The 15527-nt window shown below is 71.5% G+C and carries 16 protein-coding genes and 1 pseudogene; 3 read left to right on the top strand and 14 right to left on the bottom strand.

What is annotated here, in order from left to right:
* Nucleotides 1–263 precede the first annotated feature (263 nt).
* Both ACWC0C_RS43930 and ACWC0C_RS43925 read left to right on the top strand, forming a co-directional pair.
* The gene (locus ACWC0C_RS43930; protein WP_450870457.1) at nucleotides 264–689 is read left to right on the top strand and encodes a hypothetical protein; all 426 of its coding nucleotides are present in this window, start codon (nucleotides 264–266) and stop codon (nucleotides 687–689) included.
* Nucleotides 647–1495 (top strand): PP2C family protein-serine/threonine phosphatase, encoded by an 849-nt coding sequence (locus ACWC0C_RS43925; RefSeq protein ID WP_450870456.1) that lies wholly within the window; start codon nucleotides 647–649, stop codon nucleotides 1493–1495. The genes ACWC0C_RS43930 and ACWC0C_RS43925 overlap by 43 nt, the downstream gene beginning before the upstream one ends.
* A gap of 293 nt (nucleotides 1496–1788) precedes the next feature.
* Here the strand turns inward: ACWC0C_RS43925 and ACWC0C_RS43920 are convergent, their stop codons facing one another.
* From ACWC0C_RS43920 to ACWC0C_RS43895, 6 genes and pseudogenes are all read right to left on the bottom strand, one after another.
* Nucleotides 1789–2082, bottom strand: a complete 294-nt coding sequence (locus ACWC0C_RS43920) for a DM13 domain-containing protein (protein ID WP_450870454.1) — start codon at nucleotides 2080–2082, stop codon at nucleotides 1789–1791.
* Nucleotides 2037–3002 carry a hypothetical protein gene (locus ACWC0C_RS43915; protein ID WP_450870452.1) on the bottom strand — a complete coding sequence of 322 codons (966 nt, stop codon included), beginning with the start codon at nucleotides 3000–3002 and terminating at the stop codon, nucleotides 2037–2039. The genes ACWC0C_RS43920 and ACWC0C_RS43915 overlap by 46 nt, the downstream gene beginning before the upstream one ends.
* A gap of 33 nt (nucleotides 3003–3035) precedes the next feature.
* A pseudogene (locus tag ACWC0C_RS43910) lies at nucleotides 3036–3436 on the bottom strand (hypothetical protein).
* A gap of 132 nt (nucleotides 3437–3568) precedes the next feature.
* Entirely contained in the window at nucleotides 3569–4153 is a 585-nt protein-coding gene (locus ACWC0C_RS43905; RefSeq protein ID WP_450870451.1) for a TetR/AcrR family transcriptional regulator, read from the bottom strand.
* A gap of 115 nt (nucleotides 4154–4268) precedes the next feature.
* On the bottom strand, nucleotides 4269–5063 hold the full coding sequence (locus ACWC0C_RS43900; RefSeq protein ID WP_450870450.1) for an alpha/beta fold hydrolase: 795 nt from the start codon (nucleotides 5061–5063) through the stop codon (nucleotides 4269–4271).
* A gap of 132 nt (nucleotides 5064–5195) precedes the next feature.
* Nucleotides 5196–6095 (bottom strand): SDR family NAD(P)-dependent oxidoreductase, encoded by a 900-nt coding sequence (locus tag ACWC0C_RS43895; protein WP_450870448.1) that lies wholly within the window; start codon nucleotides 6093–6095, stop codon nucleotides 5196–5198.
* 677 nt (nucleotides 6096–6772) lie between these two features.
* Between ACWC0C_RS43895 and ACWC0C_RS43890 the strand changes: the two genes are divergently transcribed.
* Complete coding sequence (locus ACWC0C_RS43890; RefSeq protein ID WP_450870446.1) at nucleotides 6773–7336, top strand: hypothetical protein; 564 nt, start codon at nucleotides 6773–6775, stop codon at nucleotides 7334–7336.
* A gap of 229 nt (nucleotides 7337–7565) precedes the next feature.
* Here the strand turns inward: ACWC0C_RS43890 and ACWC0C_RS43885 are convergent, their stop codons facing one another.
* The 8 genes from ACWC0C_RS43885 to ACWC0C_RS43850 form a co-directional block, all read right to left on the bottom strand.
* Nucleotides 7566–8177, bottom strand: coding sequence for a TetR/AcrR family transcriptional regulator (locus tag ACWC0C_RS43885; protein ID WP_450870445.1), 612 nt, complete (start codon nucleotides 8175–8177; stop codon nucleotides 7566–7568).
* A 47-nt stretch (nucleotides 8178–8224) separates the two neighbouring features.
* A complete protein-coding gene (locus ACWC0C_RS43880) occupies nucleotides 8225–9127 on the bottom strand; it encodes a 3-hydroxybutyryl-CoA dehydrogenase (protein WP_450870443.1) in 903 nt (300 codons plus the stop codon).
* A gap of 35 nt (nucleotides 9128–9162) precedes the next feature.
* Nucleotides 9163–10335, bottom strand: a complete 1173-nt coding sequence (locus tag ACWC0C_RS43875) for an acyl-CoA dehydrogenase family protein (RefSeq protein ID WP_450870441.1) — start codon at nucleotides 10333–10335, stop codon at nucleotides 9163–9165.
* A gap of 39 nt (nucleotides 10336–10374) precedes the next feature.
* Entirely contained in the window at nucleotides 10375–11547 is a 1173-nt protein-coding gene (locus tag ACWC0C_RS43870) for an acyl-CoA dehydrogenase family protein (RefSeq protein WP_450870439.1), read from the bottom strand.
* A 33-nt stretch (nucleotides 11548–11580) separates the two neighbouring features.
* Nucleotides 11581–13635, bottom strand: coding sequence for an acetate--CoA ligase family protein (locus ACWC0C_RS43865; protein ID WP_450870438.1), 2055 nt, complete (start codon nucleotides 13633–13635; stop codon nucleotides 11581–11583).
* 1 nt (nucleotide 13636) lies between these two features.
* Nucleotides 13637–13828, bottom strand: a complete 192-nt coding sequence (locus ACWC0C_RS43860) for a ferredoxin (protein WP_450870436.1) — start codon at nucleotides 13826–13828, stop codon at nucleotides 13637–13639.
* Between the two features lie 76 nt (nucleotides 13829–13904).
* Complete coding sequence (locus tag ACWC0C_RS43855) at nucleotides 13905–15161, bottom strand: NADH-ubiquinone oxidoreductase-F iron-sulfur binding region domain-containing protein (protein ID WP_450870434.1); 1257 nt, start codon at nucleotides 15159–15161, stop codon at nucleotides 13905–13907.
* Nucleotides 15158–15527 (bottom strand): hypothetical protein (locus tag ACWC0C_RS43850; RefSeq protein ID WP_450870432.1); only part of this gene is annotated, 370 nt, incomplete at its 5' end. The genes ACWC0C_RS43855 and ACWC0C_RS43850, both read right to left, overlap by 4 nt.

Here is a 15527-nt window from a genome sequence, read left to right as displayed (position 1 = left end):
TCGCAGAGCGTCCGGACAAGGCCCACGGGAAACTCTGGAACGGCCCGGAGGCCGCCCAGGCATGGCGGCGAGGCGCGCCAGGCATCCCCGAGGTCGGCCGGCACCGGCAGGTGGTGGGCATCGTCCAGACGCCGGGCCGACGGGAGTGCCCATGGCCATGCCAGTCCTGCGGGCCTCGGCTGAAGTGGAGCACGAAGCGGCGTAAGCGTCAGGCGAAGTCTCGCTGTGGGACATGCACTACAGCCGGGTGTATACCCATATGTATGGGTGCGGGGCAGGCGATCCCCCTTGCGCTGATCGTCGTGATCACCGTGGTGGACATCCATTCCCCGCCAGACGTCCACCTGGGCCCCTTGCTGGTCATCGCGCCGGCCCTGACCGCGTCCCTGGCCGGGCCGCGACTGACCGCCCTCGTCGGAGCACTGGCCGTGGCGGCCCAGGTGCTCATCGGCGTATTCCACGGCGGACTGACCACACCCAACCACCTCTCGCAGATCACTAGCTTGACCCTGCTGTCCGCGTTGGTCGTCTTCGTCTGCCACGTGCGCGAGCGGCGCAGCCGTGAGCTGACTCGGGCACGGTCGGTGGCCGAGACGGCGCAGCTCGTATTGCTGCGGCCACCACGCCGCCGGATCGGTCCGCTGCGGTGGCGTGGCTGTACCTGGCAGCCGAGGACGAGACCCGTATAGGCGGCGACCTGTTCGCGATCGCCCGCTCCGACCACGGCACCCGCGTGATCATCGGCGACGTCCGCGGCAAGGGACTGGCCGCCATCGGTGAGGCATCCATGGTGCTGGGCGCGTTCCGCGAGGGCGCGCACCACTACGACACCCTGCCCGAACTCGCCGCGGGCCTGGAGGTGAGCGTGTGCAGAAGCCTGGAAGACGTCGCGGACGCCCTCCACGACCCGGGTGAGCACTTCATCACCGCCCTGCTGCTCGATGTCCCCGACCACGGCACACAGGTCGAGATGGTCAACTTGGGCCACCCCCCGCCCCTGCTGCTGCACGACGGCGAGGTCACCGTCCTGCACGCGCGACGCCCCGTACCCCCCTTGGGCATGTGCGAGCTGCCCGTTCCCAGCCACCGCGCCGACCCCTTCACGTTCGAGGACGGCGACACGCTGCTGCTCTACACCGACGGTGTCATCGAAGCCCGCTCGCCCAATGGAGCCTTCTATCCCCTCACCGAGCGCGCCGCATCCGCCCCTACGTCAGGATCCGAAGCCCTGATACGCCACATCCACCGTGACCTGCTGAACCACGTCGGCCACGAACCCGGAGACGACGCCGCGCTCCTGGCCATCGAACGCTACGGCGCCCACCACCTCCACCGACCGCACACCACGGCCCGCGCCCTCGACGGCCGCCGTCAACTCGACTCCGACTCAAAGCCGGTTCCGGGGCCCCTTCCTAAGCCCTCCGAAAGCCCGCCCTCTCATAGAGCCCTCAGCCGCGCGGCCCCCTCCTTCGGCCCGTGGCGCGGACAGTGGTGAGCGCGTTGCAGCGGTCGAGGCCACCCTGGGCATCGAGGCGTCGGGCGAACTGACTCCGGACAGTATCTCGCCGGACGCAAAGCAGCAGCTGCTCTCCGCTTTCCGGGACTGGCGGCTTCAGTGATCATTCCACCGCGCAAGTGGGCCCGGAGCTGAGAACGCACCCTGGCGGCGCGGCCGGGAGTCGTCGTTCTCCCGGCCACCTGGGTGAACGCGAGTCCGTCGTCGAGCCATGACCAGGACGCCTCCTCGACTTCGTCGTCATGGGCGGCAACGCCGCGCGACGTGGTGCGTCAGGCGCTCTGCTTCAGCTCGGCCGCGCCGAACGACACGTTGAAGCGTTTACACCAGATCGTCACCGTGGAGAACTTGTTCAGGTCGGTGCCCGCCGGGATCGCGTAGTTCTGGTTGCCCTGGCTGCCCTTGAGGCTGCCGAGGTCGACATGCTTGCCGTCGTCGAGGTTGCCGCCGCCGTCCCGCTTGACCGGCTGGTCGCTGAGCCAGACGTGCAGGGCCGGGCCGTCGGAGGTACGCAGGTTCGTCAGGCGCAGGTTCGCCTTCCCACCGGCGAGCGGCTGGATCTGCACCGAGCCGCTGGTGGAGTGCTCGTGGGAGATGAAGCTGCCGGACGCCAACGGCGCGGCGGCAGCTCCCTGTTGGCCGCCGACCACGGGAGCCGCCTCATCCACGCGGTGCGTGGTGAACAGCCGCCAGGGCTGGAAGAGGTAGAGCCCGACGGCCGCCACGACGACGACGGCAGTGGTGATCCAGAGGACCGGGCGCTTGGGGCCCTCTCGCGGCGCAGCGCGTCGGTCTCGTCGCGGACAGCGTCGAGTCGGACCTCGAGCAAGCCAACCCGCTCGCGGTAGCGCTCCAACTCGGCCCGGACGAATGCGGCGTCCGCCACCTCGCGGGCCGCCTCCTCGCGGATCGCCGTGGTCTCCTCGACGAACTTCTCCTGCGCGCCGTCGAGCGCGGCGACGGCCATGTCCGCCGCCTCCTCGGCGAGCGCGGCGCGCTCCTCGGCGGCCAGGATGCGCTGCGCGGAGGCGCGGGTGACCGTCTCGATCCGGGCCTCGGCCGCGGCGGAGTCGGTGATGATTGCCAACTCCTCGATGTAGACGGGCAGATCGGTGGCCAGTTGCTCGATGAGCGCGACCAGGGAGTCGCGTGACCGAGCCTCCTGGTCGGCCTCGACCGTCGCCATCGCTGTCATGGCCGTCATCTCACTGGTCATGGCTTCCGCCAGGACCTGCTCGGACGCATCGGCGACGGGGGCATGTCCGGGCTGCGGGGGCACCACCTCGCCGGCCGGGACCTGCCCGGCGACCGGCGCCTCCGCCCCCTCGGCCGCCTTCTTGGCCTCGGCCGCCGAGCGCTTGTCCTCCTTGCGCTGCAGCCGCTTGGCGCGGAACTTCCTGAACGCGCCGAGCGCGTTGTGCTCGGGGTGCCCGCAGTAGCGGGGCGCCGGCCCCTGCGCGTCGGGTGCGTGCGGCTCCGGCGGCATGGTGCGGCCCGGGTAGCTCGCTGGTACTCGGGCTCAGCGGTATTCGGGATTCTCGAAGTCGAACCGGCACCCGTCGTCCCACTGCGACTGCTGGTTGCCGTGCGCCGGAATGCCACCGGCGTCCTTGAGCAGCCGGGCCAGGTGCAAAAGGTTCCACGTCATGAACGTGGTGTTCCTGTTGGTGAAGTCGTTGGCTGTACAGGACGTTCATGGCGCAGTGCGTGGCGCCGTCCTCGTTGCCAGCCGTGCTCGGTCATGTCCGGCCACACGCCGGTGGCGATCTCGTGGTCGATCGGCCGCAGGTGCCCGACCTGAACGCCCTGCTTCTCCATGATTCGCGAGCTGAGGTCGATCAGGCCGTGCGTGTGGCTGCGCTCCGGGCTCTTCTTCAGCGTGCAGTTGAGGAACAGCGCACGCAGGTCGTCATGGCTCATACCCCTCAGTGCTGCGCGCGCGTCGGACGTTACAAGTGACGCTCGAACCGTTCACGCCCGCCGAGTCCGGCCGAGGGGACGGGTACGGATCTGCCGGGGACGGTCGGCCCGCCCTAGGCGGTGGCGGGCCGCTCAGGTGTTCGGTGGCGTGGCGGTACGCATGCCCCCGAGCAGGGTGGCGAGGTAGCGGTGGGCGGTCTCGAGGCGGTCCGCAAGGGTGCCGCCGTGGACGGTGACGGCGTGGGCGATGCCACACATGAGGGGGACGAGGTCGGTGGCGGCGAGGTCGGGGCGGACGGCCCCGGCGTCGCGGGCTCGCTCGAGGAGCGTGGTCCCGGTCGACTGGAGCGACTTCTTGAGTTCCGTGGTGTGCGGAAGGGCGTCCGTGGTCGTGGCGGCGACCGGGGGCAGGGCGGCGTCGGTGATTTGTGCTTCGACGATGCGGGACAGGAAGTCCTCCAGGGCGTGCCCGTGGTCGGTGTCGGCCAGGGCGTGCCGGCCGTGTGCGGCGAGGGCTTCCAGGCAGGGGGTGGCGACGGTCTCCAGTAGCGCTTCGGGAGTGGGGAAGTGCCGGTAGACCGTGCCGACGCCGAGTCCGGCCCGGCGTGCGACGTCGTTGAGCTGTAGTTCGGTGCCCTGGTCGACCAGGTCTCGGGCGACGGCGACGATCCGCTCCCAGTTGCGGGCGGCGTCCTTGCGCAGCGGTGTGGTCGTCATGGGGAACAGTCCAGGTCGCTCGTCTCGAGGCAGGCTTGCCGTCCGATCATATGCGGGCGTTTCCGGGTGAGGTGCCGTCGGGGGCGGGTCGAGCGGCCCGCCCTCGACGGGGCTGTCAGCGCTGGTCGTGCTGCTGGCTGAGGAAGCCGGTGATGATCTCCAGCCAGTGGTTCGGCTGCTCCAGGAAGGGCAGGTGTCCGGTGGGGAGCTCGACGGTCTGCGCTCCGGGGATGGCCGCGGCCAAGTCGTACTGGAGGGCGGCCGGTATCAGGGTGTCGGCGGTGGTGACGACGACCAGGGTCGGGGCGGTGATCGCGGGGAGGTCGTGGCGGACGTCGGCGCGGCGGACCATGTCGACCTGGGCGCCGGTGCCGGGCGGGAGGGCGGAGGCGGTCTGCTCGGCGGCCGCGAGCACCTGGGCGGGAGTGAGGGAGTTCAGCAACGACGCGCTCACGGCCAGCTGGGTCAGGTACTGGGCGAGCAGGAGGTGCTGTCCGGTGTCGTAGAGCTGCTGCCAGATCGCGGCGGCCAGCTCGGTGCGGGTGTCCACGCGGGCGAAGGTCGCGCTCAGGACGAGCGCGGTGACCCGCTGCGGGTGGCGGACGGCCGCTCGGATCGCGACCGGGCCGCCGAGTGAGTATCCGCAGACGGCGAACGTGTCGAGCCCTTCGGCATCCGCCGCGGCGACGAGCTGGTCCGCCATGAGGTCCAGCTGCAGGGGTGTGGGCGTGGTGGGGGAGTGCCCTGAGCCGGGGTAGTCGACCCCGACGACGGTGTGCCGCGCGGCGAGCCCTTCCATGATCGGCCCGTAGTTGGCGTCGATACCGCCGCCGGCGCCATGGGCGAGGAGGAGGCCGGGGCCGGAGCCGTGAACGGTGCGGGCATAGGCGGTCGGGACTGCGTTGGTCATGTCGTGTCCTCGGTCGGGTGGGGATGGGGGCGGCGGTGGTGCGGCGTGTCTCGGGGTCGGGCGCGAGGGGCCGACGCGACCGTGTGACCGGTGGTCGGCCTTGTCGGCGTTATGGGCGTCGAGGGCGAATGTTCACGCGTCTGTGCCGGCCGGCGTGGGTGCGTGGGCTTCGCTGAGCCGGCGCACGGCCTCGGCGAGACGGCGGTCGGTCGCCGCGCGAAGCGGGGCGACCGGGTGGCCCTGGGGGCCGATGACCAGGCCGGCCCGGCCGGTCAACGCGTTGTCGGTGGCGGCGACTATCGAGGGCCTGGCTGCCGCCGACGCCGGGCCGGAGGTGGAGCGCTCGAACTTGCGGCGTACCAGCGGCCACAGCAGCCGTAGCGGCGGGGAGACGATCTTCGGGTCGGTCAGGGTGCCGTTGGTCATCGCGGTCGCGGCGCCTCCGGGGTCGGCGGCGAAGACCGATACGCCCGTGCCGGCCAGTCGGGCGGCCAGGTCAAGGGTGTAGGCGAGGTTGGCGAGCTTGGCGCGGCCGTACCAGTGGAAGCCGTAGTAGCCGCCGGGCGGCTCGACGGCGTCGAACACCCGCTTGCCGACGGCGACCGCGCCCGAGGTCACGTTCACGATCCGGCTGGGCGCCCCGGCTGTGAGGGTGGGCAGCAGCAGTTCGGTCAGCAGGTACGGCGAGAGGTGGTTGACGACGAAGGACGCCTCGACGCCGCCCAGGGTCCGGTGCTGCGGGAACATCGCTCCGACGTTGTTGACCAGCACCGTCAGCGGTTCCCCCGAGGCGTCGTGGTCGGCGGCGATCCGGTCGGCGAGCGCGCGCACCTGGTCGAGTGAGGAGAGGTCGGCGGACAGGAACTGGCCGGCGCCGTCCGGGCCCGCCGCGTTGATCCGCTTGACCGCTCTGGCCCCCCGTTCCGCGTCGCGCCCGACCACGGTGACCGCGAACCCGGCAGCGGCCAGCCCGAGCGCCGTCTCCAGGCCGATGCCCCCTGTCCCCGCCGTGACCACAGCTGTCTTCGTCATGAGTTCCTCCACCCCGACAGGAAAACGGATAGTCCATCCGGTTGATCGAGACGGTAGCACACATCCGGATCACCTATCCGGTTAGGCGTCACGGGCCCGTCTACACGGCTTGGGCCGTCGCATGGACGTCGTATGCCCCAGCCGCCCCTGCCGGCGCTCCTCAACGTCGCCGTGACGTACAGGGGGGCGCATGCGTCAGAACTTCGTAAGGTTGCAGGGGCAGTTGAGGCCGCTCTGTATCCGGTGGCGTCCCGAAATGAACCAGCGGCACCGAACGAAACAGTCCGCACTTCGATGCATCGGAATACGAAAGGGCTTGACCGCGCAGAGAGCTGGAATAGCGAAAAAGGCATGGGCGGTAGTCGGTGCGACCGTCGCTTTAGCGGTCGGCGGAATTCTCACGGCTCCCGCCTCCCAAGCCGACGACGTCACTCCCATGACCGTCACACCGGCCCAGACCGCCGCCCCGACCACACCCGGCCAACTGCTTCGACGCCAGGGAAGTCAATGTCGTCAGCCGCCAGTACCGCGACTGCGGAGTCGAACGCGCCGCGCTCAACATCACCGGCCGTGTACTCACCGAGTACGACAGGGAACATCTATTCCTCGGCAATGACTTCAACGTCCGAGGCGGCACCATCAACCTGGCGGGTGGCGTCTACCAGGGCAACCGCTTCGTGGCAAACACCATCATCATTCAGGGCGACGCGCTCTTCGTAGGCCGCAATACGTTCGAAGGTCAGGTGTTCGTCAAGGACCCCAATCAGATCGTCGGGCAAATCTACCGAGTCGACGACATCACGACCACGCACCAGGGCCAGGTGGCCTCCCGGGTCCGTGATCTGTTGCGTTGCACCAACACACTTCTCGAACCCCAGGTGTTCGGCCAGCTCGACAGCGCAGGCGAGTTCGCGAACCCCTCCATGGACGGGCAGGTCCGTATCCACAACCTGATCGCCGCCGGGGGCGGGAACGACGAGGTCGGGCGTTGCGCCCAGCTGCTCGGCGAGGACGACTACGCGCACTTCAGCGCCATTGCCACGGTGGACGGCCCGCGGAACCCCGCGGCGACCGACGGCATCACACACGCCGAACTCGAACTCTTCAAAGACGAGTTGACGGAATGCAGTGAACAGATGCGGATCGCCTCTGGGCATGGTCCGGGCGCGGCACTCGCGGCCCTGCTCGACTGCGGACAGTCGAAGACGGTGCAGGGCAAGCCGGAGGCGTCGTCCCCCTGATGCCAGCCCGCCGCACTGCGTCGGCCGGCACAGCGCCGGAGATCGCTCCCGCGATCTGGGCGGGGAGGCAGGCCGCCAGGGCGTGTGCGGGCGATCCGTCGCCGGTACGGCGGCCGTTCTGATGGCCCGGGGCCGTATCGCCCTGGCACCAACGCCGTCCGCGTCGTCCGTGTCACCCAGGCCGCGACTCCGTTGCCGCGCAAGTCCGACCATCACGCTCGGCCGGAGTTCACTCCACCGGCAGCGTGTCCGGCAGGCCCAGCGCGGCGGACACCTGGCGCCAGATGGCAGTGAGGGCCGTGTCCAGGGTGACCGTCGGGTCGCGCAGCATGAGCCGAATGCCGTAGCCGTCGCTGAGCGACAGGACCAGTGTGCTCAGTTCGTCCACGTCGGTCGGCGTGAACTCGCCGGACGCGATGCCGCGCCGTACCGCTCGGGCCACCCAGGCGTGCAGCTGCGCGTACAGGTCCACGGCGAAGGCCCTGGTGGTCTCGTCCCGCAGAGCCCGGACCCACAGTTCCTGCCACAGCCGCCAGTCCTGGTGCAGCTCGGGGTCACTGGGCAGCAGGCTGCGCAGGATCCGGGTCAGGACGACCGCGGCCGGTGCCGTCTCCGCGTCGCGTTCGACGTCGACGGCTGTGTGGGCGAAGGAGTGGGTCATCGCCTCGGTGAACAGCTTCTCCCGCGTGTCGAAGTGGTAGTGCAGCAGCGCGGTCGACACGCCGGCGCGCTCGGCGACCATGCGCATGCGGATCTTCTCGAAGCCGATCTCGGCGATGACCTCGCACGCCGCGGTCAGGATGCGCTCGCGCGTGTCTGCCGTGCGCACCTTGGTGGACACCCTGGCGCTCCCCTCGTCCGGTGGTCGTACGCCGTGGCCATTTTCCCTCACCGCGGTCTCGCCGGTGCCGCCGCCTCACGCTGCGGTTCTGCGGCGTACGTGTGGAAGCCGCGCCCGGACTTGCGGCCCAGCAGTCCGGCTTCCACCATCCGGTTCAGCAGCGGGGGCGGTGAGAACTGCGGCTCGCGGAACTCGGCGTACAGCGACTCGGCGATGGCCCGCGTGGTGTCCAGGCCGATGAGGTCCGTCAGGGCCAGCGGGCCGAGCGGGTGCGCGCAGCCGAGGACCATGCCGCGGTCGATGTCCTCGACGCTCGCGCCGCCCGACTCCACCATGCGGATGGCCGCCAGCAGGTAGGGGACGAGCAGCGCGTTGACGACGAAGCCGGCCCGGTCCCGGGTACGCACGACCTCCTTGCCGAGCCTGCCCGTCACGAAGGTCTCGGCCCGGGTCACGGTGGTGCCCGAGGTGAGCAGGGAGGGTACGACCTCGACCAGCCGCAGTACCGGTACGGGGTTGAAGAAGTGCACGCCGACGACGTGTTCGGGGCGGCCGGTCGCGGCGGCGAGCCGGATGACCGGGATGGAGGAGGTGTTCGTCGCGAGAATGGTCTCCTCACCCGTGACCACGGCGTCCAGGCGGGTGAAGACGTCGCTTTTGAGGAGCTCGTCCTCCGCCACGGCCTCGATCACCAGGTCGCGGTCGTGCAGTGCCTCGACCTCGTCCACGACGGTGATCAGGTCGGCGGCAGCCTCACGCCGTTCCACGGTGAGTCTGCCGTGCGTGGTGGCCCGGTCGAGCGAGCGGGTGATGCGCAGGCGGCCCGACCGGGCGGCCTGCGCATCGCGTTCCACCACGGTCACCGGCAGGCCGGCCCGCGCACAGACCTCGGCGATGCCCGCGCCCATCTGACCGCAGCCGACGACTCCGACGCGTTCGATGCCGGTCATGCAAGGTTCCCTTCGGTTCGTGTCGGCCGATGTCGTCAGGCGGTGGGCAGGTCCAGGACGCCCGGGCCGCGCTTGATCAGCTCGCCCGCGATGATCAGCCGCTGGATCTCGGAGGTGCCCTCCCAGATCCGGTCGACCCGCAGCTCCCGGTAGAGCCGCTCGACGGCGTACGCACGGTCGTAGCCCCGGCCGCCGTGGATCTGCAGGCACCGGTCGATCACCCGGCCGGAGGCCTCGCTCGCCGCGAGCTTGGCGATGGCCGCCTTGGCGTGCAGCGTCTTGCGGTCGTCGGCCGAGGCCTGGTCCACCTCCCAGGCGACCTGGTGGGTGTAGGCACGGTTGACCGCGATGTCCACCGCACAGTCCGCGAGCATGCCCTGGATCAGCTGGTACGAGGCGATCGGCGCCCCGAACTGCTCCCGCTCCACCGCCCAGTCACGGGCCAGTTCCAGAGCGCGTTCGGCGGCGCCGGTGGTGCGCGCGGCGATCATCAGGCGTTCCTCGGTGAACCACGAGCGCGTGATGTCGTACCCCTCGCCGATGCCGCCGAGCACGGCGTCCTCTCCCACCTGTACGTCGGTGAAGGTGAACTCGGGGTGCTCGTAGACGAAGGTGTGCATGAAGCGCGGTACGCGCGTCATCTCGATACCCGGGGTGCCCTTGTCCACGAGGAACAGCGTCGGCGCGCGCTCCGGTCCCGCGGCGGCGAGGACGATCATGAAGTCTGCGTGGTCGCCGACCGTCACGAACCACTTCTCGCCGTTGAGTACCCAGCCCCGGTCGTTCTTCGTCGCCGTGGTGGCCAGGTTCTGCGGGTCCGAGCCGGCGCCGGGCTCGGTGACGGCGTAACAGTCGCGCCGCTCGCCCCTGATCACCGGGACGAGGAAGCGCTCGCGCTGCTCCGGGGTGCAGAAGCGCAGGGCGTTGGCGGGGCGCCACACCATGTCCCACAGAGCGCCGGTCAGCCGGCCCAGCTCCTCCTGCACGGTGACCTGCTCGGCGATGGTGAGTCCGGCGCCGCCCCACTCGGCCGGCATGTTGACGGCCTGGAGCCCCGCGTCGAGGACCGCGTCGCGGATCTTGGCGTGCGCGTCGGCGGGCAGACCGTTGTTCTCCTCGCACGGGAGCTCGTAGGCGGCGATGAAGTCGGTGAGGGCGCGCGCCTCGGCCTTGAGCTGTGCCTGGCGCGGGGTGAGACGGAAGTCCATGGATGTCCTCGCTGTGCGGTGATGAAGGGGCGGGCGGGTTCAGTGCGTGGGCAGGGCCAGGGCGTGGGTTCCGCGCTTGATCAGTTCGTTGGCGATGATCAGCCGCTGGATCTCGGAGGTGCCCTCCCAGATCCGGTCGACGCGCAGCTCGCGGTACATGCGCTCGACTGGGTAGCTGCGGTCGTAGCCGCGGCCGCCGAAGATCTGCAGACAGCGGTCGGCGACCCGGCCGGCGGCCTCGCTGGCGGCGAGCTTGGCGGTGGAGGCCTTGGCGTGCAGCGTCTTGCGGTCGGTGTCCGGCTGGTCGGCCTCCCAGGCGACCTGGTGGGTGTAGGCGCGGTTGACGGCGATGTCCACGGCGCAGTCCGCGAGCATGCCCTGGATCAGCTGGTACGAGGCGATCGGCGCCCCGAACTGCTCCCGCTCCACCGCCCGGTCACGGGCGAGCTGCAGGGCACGCTCGGCGGCTCCGACGGTGCGTGCGGCGATCATCAGGCGTTCGTCGGTGAACCATTCCTTGGTCAGCTCGTAGCCGTTGCCGACGCCGCCGAGCACGTCCGCGTCGGCCACGAAGACATCGGTGAAGGTGAACTCGGGGTGGCCGTTGACCGCGGAGTGCATGAAGCGCGGGACGCGCGTCATCTCGACGCCGGGCGCGGCCTTGTCGACGAAGAAGAGGGTGGGCAGCCGCTCGGGGCCGGCGTCCGCCTGCACCAGCAGGAAGTCGGCGATGTCGCCGCAGGTGACGAACCACTTCTCCCCGTTGAGCAGCCAGCCGCCGTCGGTGCGGGTGGCGGTGGAGGTGCCGGAGGACGGGTCCGAACCGGCGCCGGGCTCGGTGACGGCGAACGCGTCGAACCTCTCGCCCCGGATCACGGGCAGCAGGTACTTCTCGCGCTGCCGCTCGTCGCCGTACGCCAGCACGTTGGCGGGTCGCCAGGGGATGTCCCACAGGCAGTTGGTGACCTTGCCGAACTCCTCCTCCACGATGACCTGGTCGAGGAGGCCGAGGCCGGCTCCGCCCCATTCGGCGGGCATGTTGATGGCGTAGACGCCGGCGTCCATGGCGGCCCGGGTCAGTTCGGTGACGAGCTGCTGCGGCAGCGGGCCGCCGGCCTGCTCGGACTGGTCCTCGTACCGCATCAGCAGGCGTGCGTAGTCGGCGGCCCGGCGCTTGAGGTCGGCCTGCTCGGGGGTGTAGCGCATGTCCATGGGGCCTCTTCGGTGGTGTCGCAACGGGGTGGGTCAGGCGAGAACGGCGCGGGAGTCGAGGGCGAGGACTCCGTGGGGGCTCACGAGCAGGGGGTTGACCTCGATCTCGGCGATCTCCGGGTGGGCGGCGCCGAACGCCGTGATCGTCTCCACGGCCGCGGCCGCCGCGGTGGTGTCCACGGCGGGCCTGCCGCGCGCCCCGTCGAGCAGGGCTGCGGCGCGCAGTCCGCGTAGCAACTGCAAGGCGTGGTCGGCGGGTACCGGGGCGAGGGCGAAGGCGACGTCGCGCAGGGCCTCGGCCAGCACTCCTCCCAGGCCCACCATGGCGACCGGGCCGAATCGGGGGTCGCGATGGACGCCGACGATCAGCTCGACGCCGTCGGTCAGGTCCGCCATGGCCTCGACGCAGTAGGAGGGTGCGCCGAGCCGGGCGTGCATCTCGCGGAAGGCGGCGAGCAGTTCACCGGGTCCGGCCAGGCCCAGAGCCACACCGCCCGCGTCGGACTTGTGCAGCAGGTGGAGGGCTTTGAGGACGTAGGGTCCGCCGAACTCCTCGGTCGCGGCGAGCAGTTCGGCCTCGTCGTGGATCTTCCGGGCGGCGGGGAACGGGAGACCTGCGGCTTCGAGGGCGCCGCGGGTCTGCAGGTAGCCGCTTTCGTGCAGGGGGGCTGCGGGCGGGGGAAGGGGTGCGACGCCGGTGCGCGGTGCGCCGGGTGCTGTGGTGGTGAGGGCGCGAGCGGCGTCCTCGGTGGCGGAGAAAACCGGGATGCCGGCTGCGGCGAGGGTGCGGCAACTGGGCGACTCGGGATACATCGACTGCACCACGAGGGGCTTCGCGGTGGCCCGGTGCCGGTCCGCGATCAGGCGCGCGGCCTCCTGTTCCCCGTCCGCGAGGACCGCACCTCCTCCCCCCAGCCCGCCGCCTGCGGCCGCGTAGCCGCCGAAGTAGCCGGTCATCAGGACGGCGTCGACCTCCTCGGCCGCCAGCAGCGCGGCGACGGTCTGCGCGTACGAGCCGGGGTTCTGCTCGCCCATTCCGGCGAGGTCGACCGGGTTGGCGACGGCCGACTGTTCCCACAGGCCCGCGCGAAGGCGTGCGCGGGTCGGCGCGTGGAGTTCGGGCACGGTCAGCCCGGCCGCCTCGACGGCGTCGGCGGCGATGACGCCGTGGCCGCCGCCGTCCGTGAGTACGGCGACCCGGCGGCCGGCCGCCCTGCGTCCGCTGTTCAACGCGGCCAGGGCGACAGTGAGTTCGCGTGGGGTGGCGACCAGTTCCACACCGGCGTCCCGGCACGCCGCGGTCACCACGTCCACCGAGGTGGTCAGCGCCCCGGTGTGCGACTGGGCGCTGCGTGCGGAGGCGTCGCCGCGTCCGCCGGTGAGGAGCACCACGGGTTTCCCGGCCTCCGCGGCGGCCTCGGCGAAGGCGCGTCCGTCGGTGAAGTCCTCGGCGTAGACGGCGACGGCCCGGGTGCCCTCGTGCCGGGCGCAGTCGGTGAGAAGGTCGACGAGCGTGACGTCGGCCTGGTTTCCCAGGGAGACGAAGCGGGAGAAGCCGAGGCCGTGCGGCCGGAAGCGGAGCTGGAGTTCCAGGGCCAGGTTGCCGCTCTGGCTGAGGAGGGCCACACCGCCCGGGGTGAAGGTGTCGGAGGCCAGGAAGAGGTCCGTGGTGTTGTCGGCCAGCCCGAGGCAGTTGGGTCCGACCATCACGGCACCCGCCGCGCGTACGCGTTCGGCGACGGCGTGCTGGCGGGTGCGTCCCGCCTCGCCGGTCTCCGCGAAACCCGCGGTGATCGCGACGATCGCCCGGGCCCCGCAGCGCAGAGCCTCTTCCACGGCGTCCTCGAAACCGGTGGCGGGCACGGAGACCACCGCCAGGTCCACGGGTTCGCCGATCGCGCTCAGGCTGGGGGCCGCGGTCCGGCCGAGCACCGTGCCACCACGGCGGTTGACCAGGTGGACGGGGCGGCGGCCGTTCGCCCGCAGGGCCTGGGCTGCGATGGCGTGGCCGTACTTGGCCGGATCGTCGCTGGCACCTACGACGGCAACGGAGACGGGGTCGAAGAGTGCGGACAGGTCGCGTCCCATCTCACTTCACCAGCCGCAGAGCCGAGTTGGGGCAGGCGGCGACTGTGGCCTCGGCGGTGTCTTCACTGCCCGGCGGCACGTCGTGCCCCCGCACCCGTGCATAGCCCCACTCGTCGAGGTCGATCAGTTCCGGGGCGGGTTCCTGGCAGAGGCCGTAGCCCTGGCAGCGGGTGGAGTCCAGCAGGAGTTTCATGGTGCGGTCCTACCTTTCAGGTCCTTTCAGGGCGCCGGCTCGGGCGACCCGGCGGGGGTGGCGTCGGAATTGCGGGTCAGGGCACCGGCACCGTGAACCGGCGGCCGTCCTCGGGCCGCTCACCGTCGCAGGCGGGGCAGCCGGCACCGCGGTGGGCGTCGATCCGGCCGGGGAAGTGGGCGAGCAGGGTGGCGACGATGCGGGCGGCGGCATCGAGCAGCCCGCAGGCCCCGCGGCCGGTCAGTTGCCCCGACCAGCGGCGCAGCTTGTCGGTGGTGTCGTGGGCCGCCCCGCCGTGTGCGGCGGCGGTGAGGGTCCGGGCCAGCGCGCCGGTGCCGGAGACGCACACCCCGCACTGCCGGGCGCTCTGTGCCGCGAGGTAGGCGGCGGCCTCGGCGGCCACGGCGACCGGGCACTCCTCGGGGTGCAGGAAGTGCAGCGCTCCGCAGCCGAGCGCGCCGCCGGCTGCCTTCAGACGGTCGTGGTCGAGCCGGAGGTCCGTCCACCCGGGGCCGTACAGCCCGCCGAACAGGCCGCCCAGCAGGACCGCCGTGGCCCTGCCATGTCCGACCAGGTCGGCGAGGACCTTCAGGTGCGTGCCGGCGGGCACCTCGACCAGCGCGGCCGCAGTACCGGCCGGCCCCGAGAGAGTCACCAGATGAGCACCGGCGACGGCGGCCGCTGCGTCGGGGCACGCGTGGATCACCGCGATCCGCGCCAGCGTCTCCACGTTGCTGACGAGGGTGGGCGCACCGCCGACTCCCGCCTCGAAGGGACGCGGGGGTTTGGCCGTGGGCAGGGCCGGACCGCCGCCGATGCGCCGTACGACGGCGGTCTCTTCCCCCGCCACGTAGGTGTGCTCGGTGCGTACGACCTCGACGGGCAGGCCGGCGGGATGTTCGGCGAGGGCCCGGCGGACGGCCTGCTCGGCGAGGGCGTCCGAGAGGTAGACGACGCCTCGCGCGGCACCGGTCATGACCGCCGTCAGGCGCAGGCCGTCCAGGATCAGGTGCGGTCGGTGGCGCAGCAGCCACCGGTCCTTGACGGAGCCGGGCTCGCCCTCCTCGCCGTTGGCGACGACGACGGGCCGACCGGGGGCGTCACGGACGGCGTGCAGCTTCACGGCCGCGGGGAACCCGGCGCCGCCGCGGCCACGCAGTCCGACGGCGGCGATCCGGTCGGGCAGCCGGTCGCGCGGGGTCAGCGGCGCGTACCCGCCTGCGGCGAGGTACCGGGCGAGGTCCTCGACCCCGCGGCACGGCTCGGCACCGAACACCGGCGATACGAGCAGGCCGGGCTGTCCGCCGGGGAGGAGGGAGTAGACGCCGGTCATGCGGTGCTCCTGGGCTCGGAGTGGCCGGAGAGGGCGGGGTGGCGACGGTCCCGCAGGCGCGTCAACGCCAGTTCGAGGTCGCGGCGTTGCGTGGCGGTGCGCGCGTAGGCTGCGCCGGGCAGGCCGATCAGCATGCGGTGGTGGTCGAGGACGACCTCGCCGGCCACCAGCGCCGGGCCGGGGTCGGGGGCCGGCGAGCGCGCCGCGGCCTCGACGACCAGGTCGGTGACTTCGCTCAGGTAGCGCAGCCAGCCGCGCTGGGTGCCGCGCAGTACCAGCCGCTGGACCCGGCGTCGCTCGGCGGTGACCAGGGCCGCCGGTGGGCGGCCCGCCGCCGTGGCCGCCCTGCGGGCCCCGGCAGATCGG

The sequence above is a fragment of the Streptomyces sp. NPDC001709 genome (assembly GCF_053596375.1).
Note: the sequence above shows the minus strand (reverse complement) of the source record. Positions and strands in the feature narration are given on the sequence as shown.

Excerpts from the sequence above, each read along its gene's own strand:
- ACWC0C_RS43855 (WP_450870434.1), bottom strand. The coding sequence starts at position 15,161 with ATGACCGGCGTCTACTCCCTCCTCCCCGGCGGACAGCCCGGCCTGCTC.
- ACWC0C_RS43900 (WP_450870450.1), bottom strand. The coding sequence starts at position 5,063 with ATGACCAACGCAGTCCCGACCGCCTATGCCCGCACCGTTCACGGCTCC.
- ACWC0C_RS43865 (WP_450870438.1), bottom strand. The coding sequence starts at position 13,635 with ATGGGACGCGACCTGTCCGCACTCTTCGACCCCGTCTCCGTTGCCGTC.
- ACWC0C_RS43905 (WP_450870451.1), bottom strand. The coding sequence starts at position 4,153 with ATGACGACCACACCGCTGCGCAAGGACGCCGCCCGCAACTGGGAGCGG.
- ACWC0C_RS43875 (WP_450870441.1), bottom strand. The coding sequence starts at position 10,335 with ATGGACTTCCGTCTCACCCCGCGCCAGGCACAGCTCAAGGCCGAGGCG.
- ACWC0C_RS43930 (WP_450870457.1), top strand. The coding sequence starts at position 264 with ATGGGTGCGGGGCAGGCGATCCCCCTTGCGCTGATCGTCGTGATCACC.
- ACWC0C_RS43860 (WP_450870436.1), bottom strand. The coding sequence starts at position 13,828 with ATGAAACTCCTGCTGGACTCCACCCGCTGCCAGGGCTACGGCCTCTGC.
- ACWC0C_RS43895 (WP_450870448.1), bottom strand. The coding sequence starts at position 6,095 with ATGACGAAGACAGCTGTGGTCACGGCGGGGACAGGGGGCATCGGCCTG.
- ACWC0C_RS43870 (WP_450870439.1), bottom strand. The coding sequence starts at position 11,547 with ATGGACATGCGCTACACCCCCGAGCAGGCCGACCTCAAGCGCCGGGCC.
- ACWC0C_RS43880 (WP_450870443.1), bottom strand. The coding sequence starts at position 9,127 with ATGACCGGCATCGAACGCGTCGGAGTCGTCGGCTGCGGTCAGATGGGC.
- ACWC0C_RS43915 (WP_450870452.1), bottom strand. The coding sequence starts at position 3,002 with ATGCCGCCGGAGCCGCACGCACCCGACGCGCAGGGGCCGGCGCCCCGC.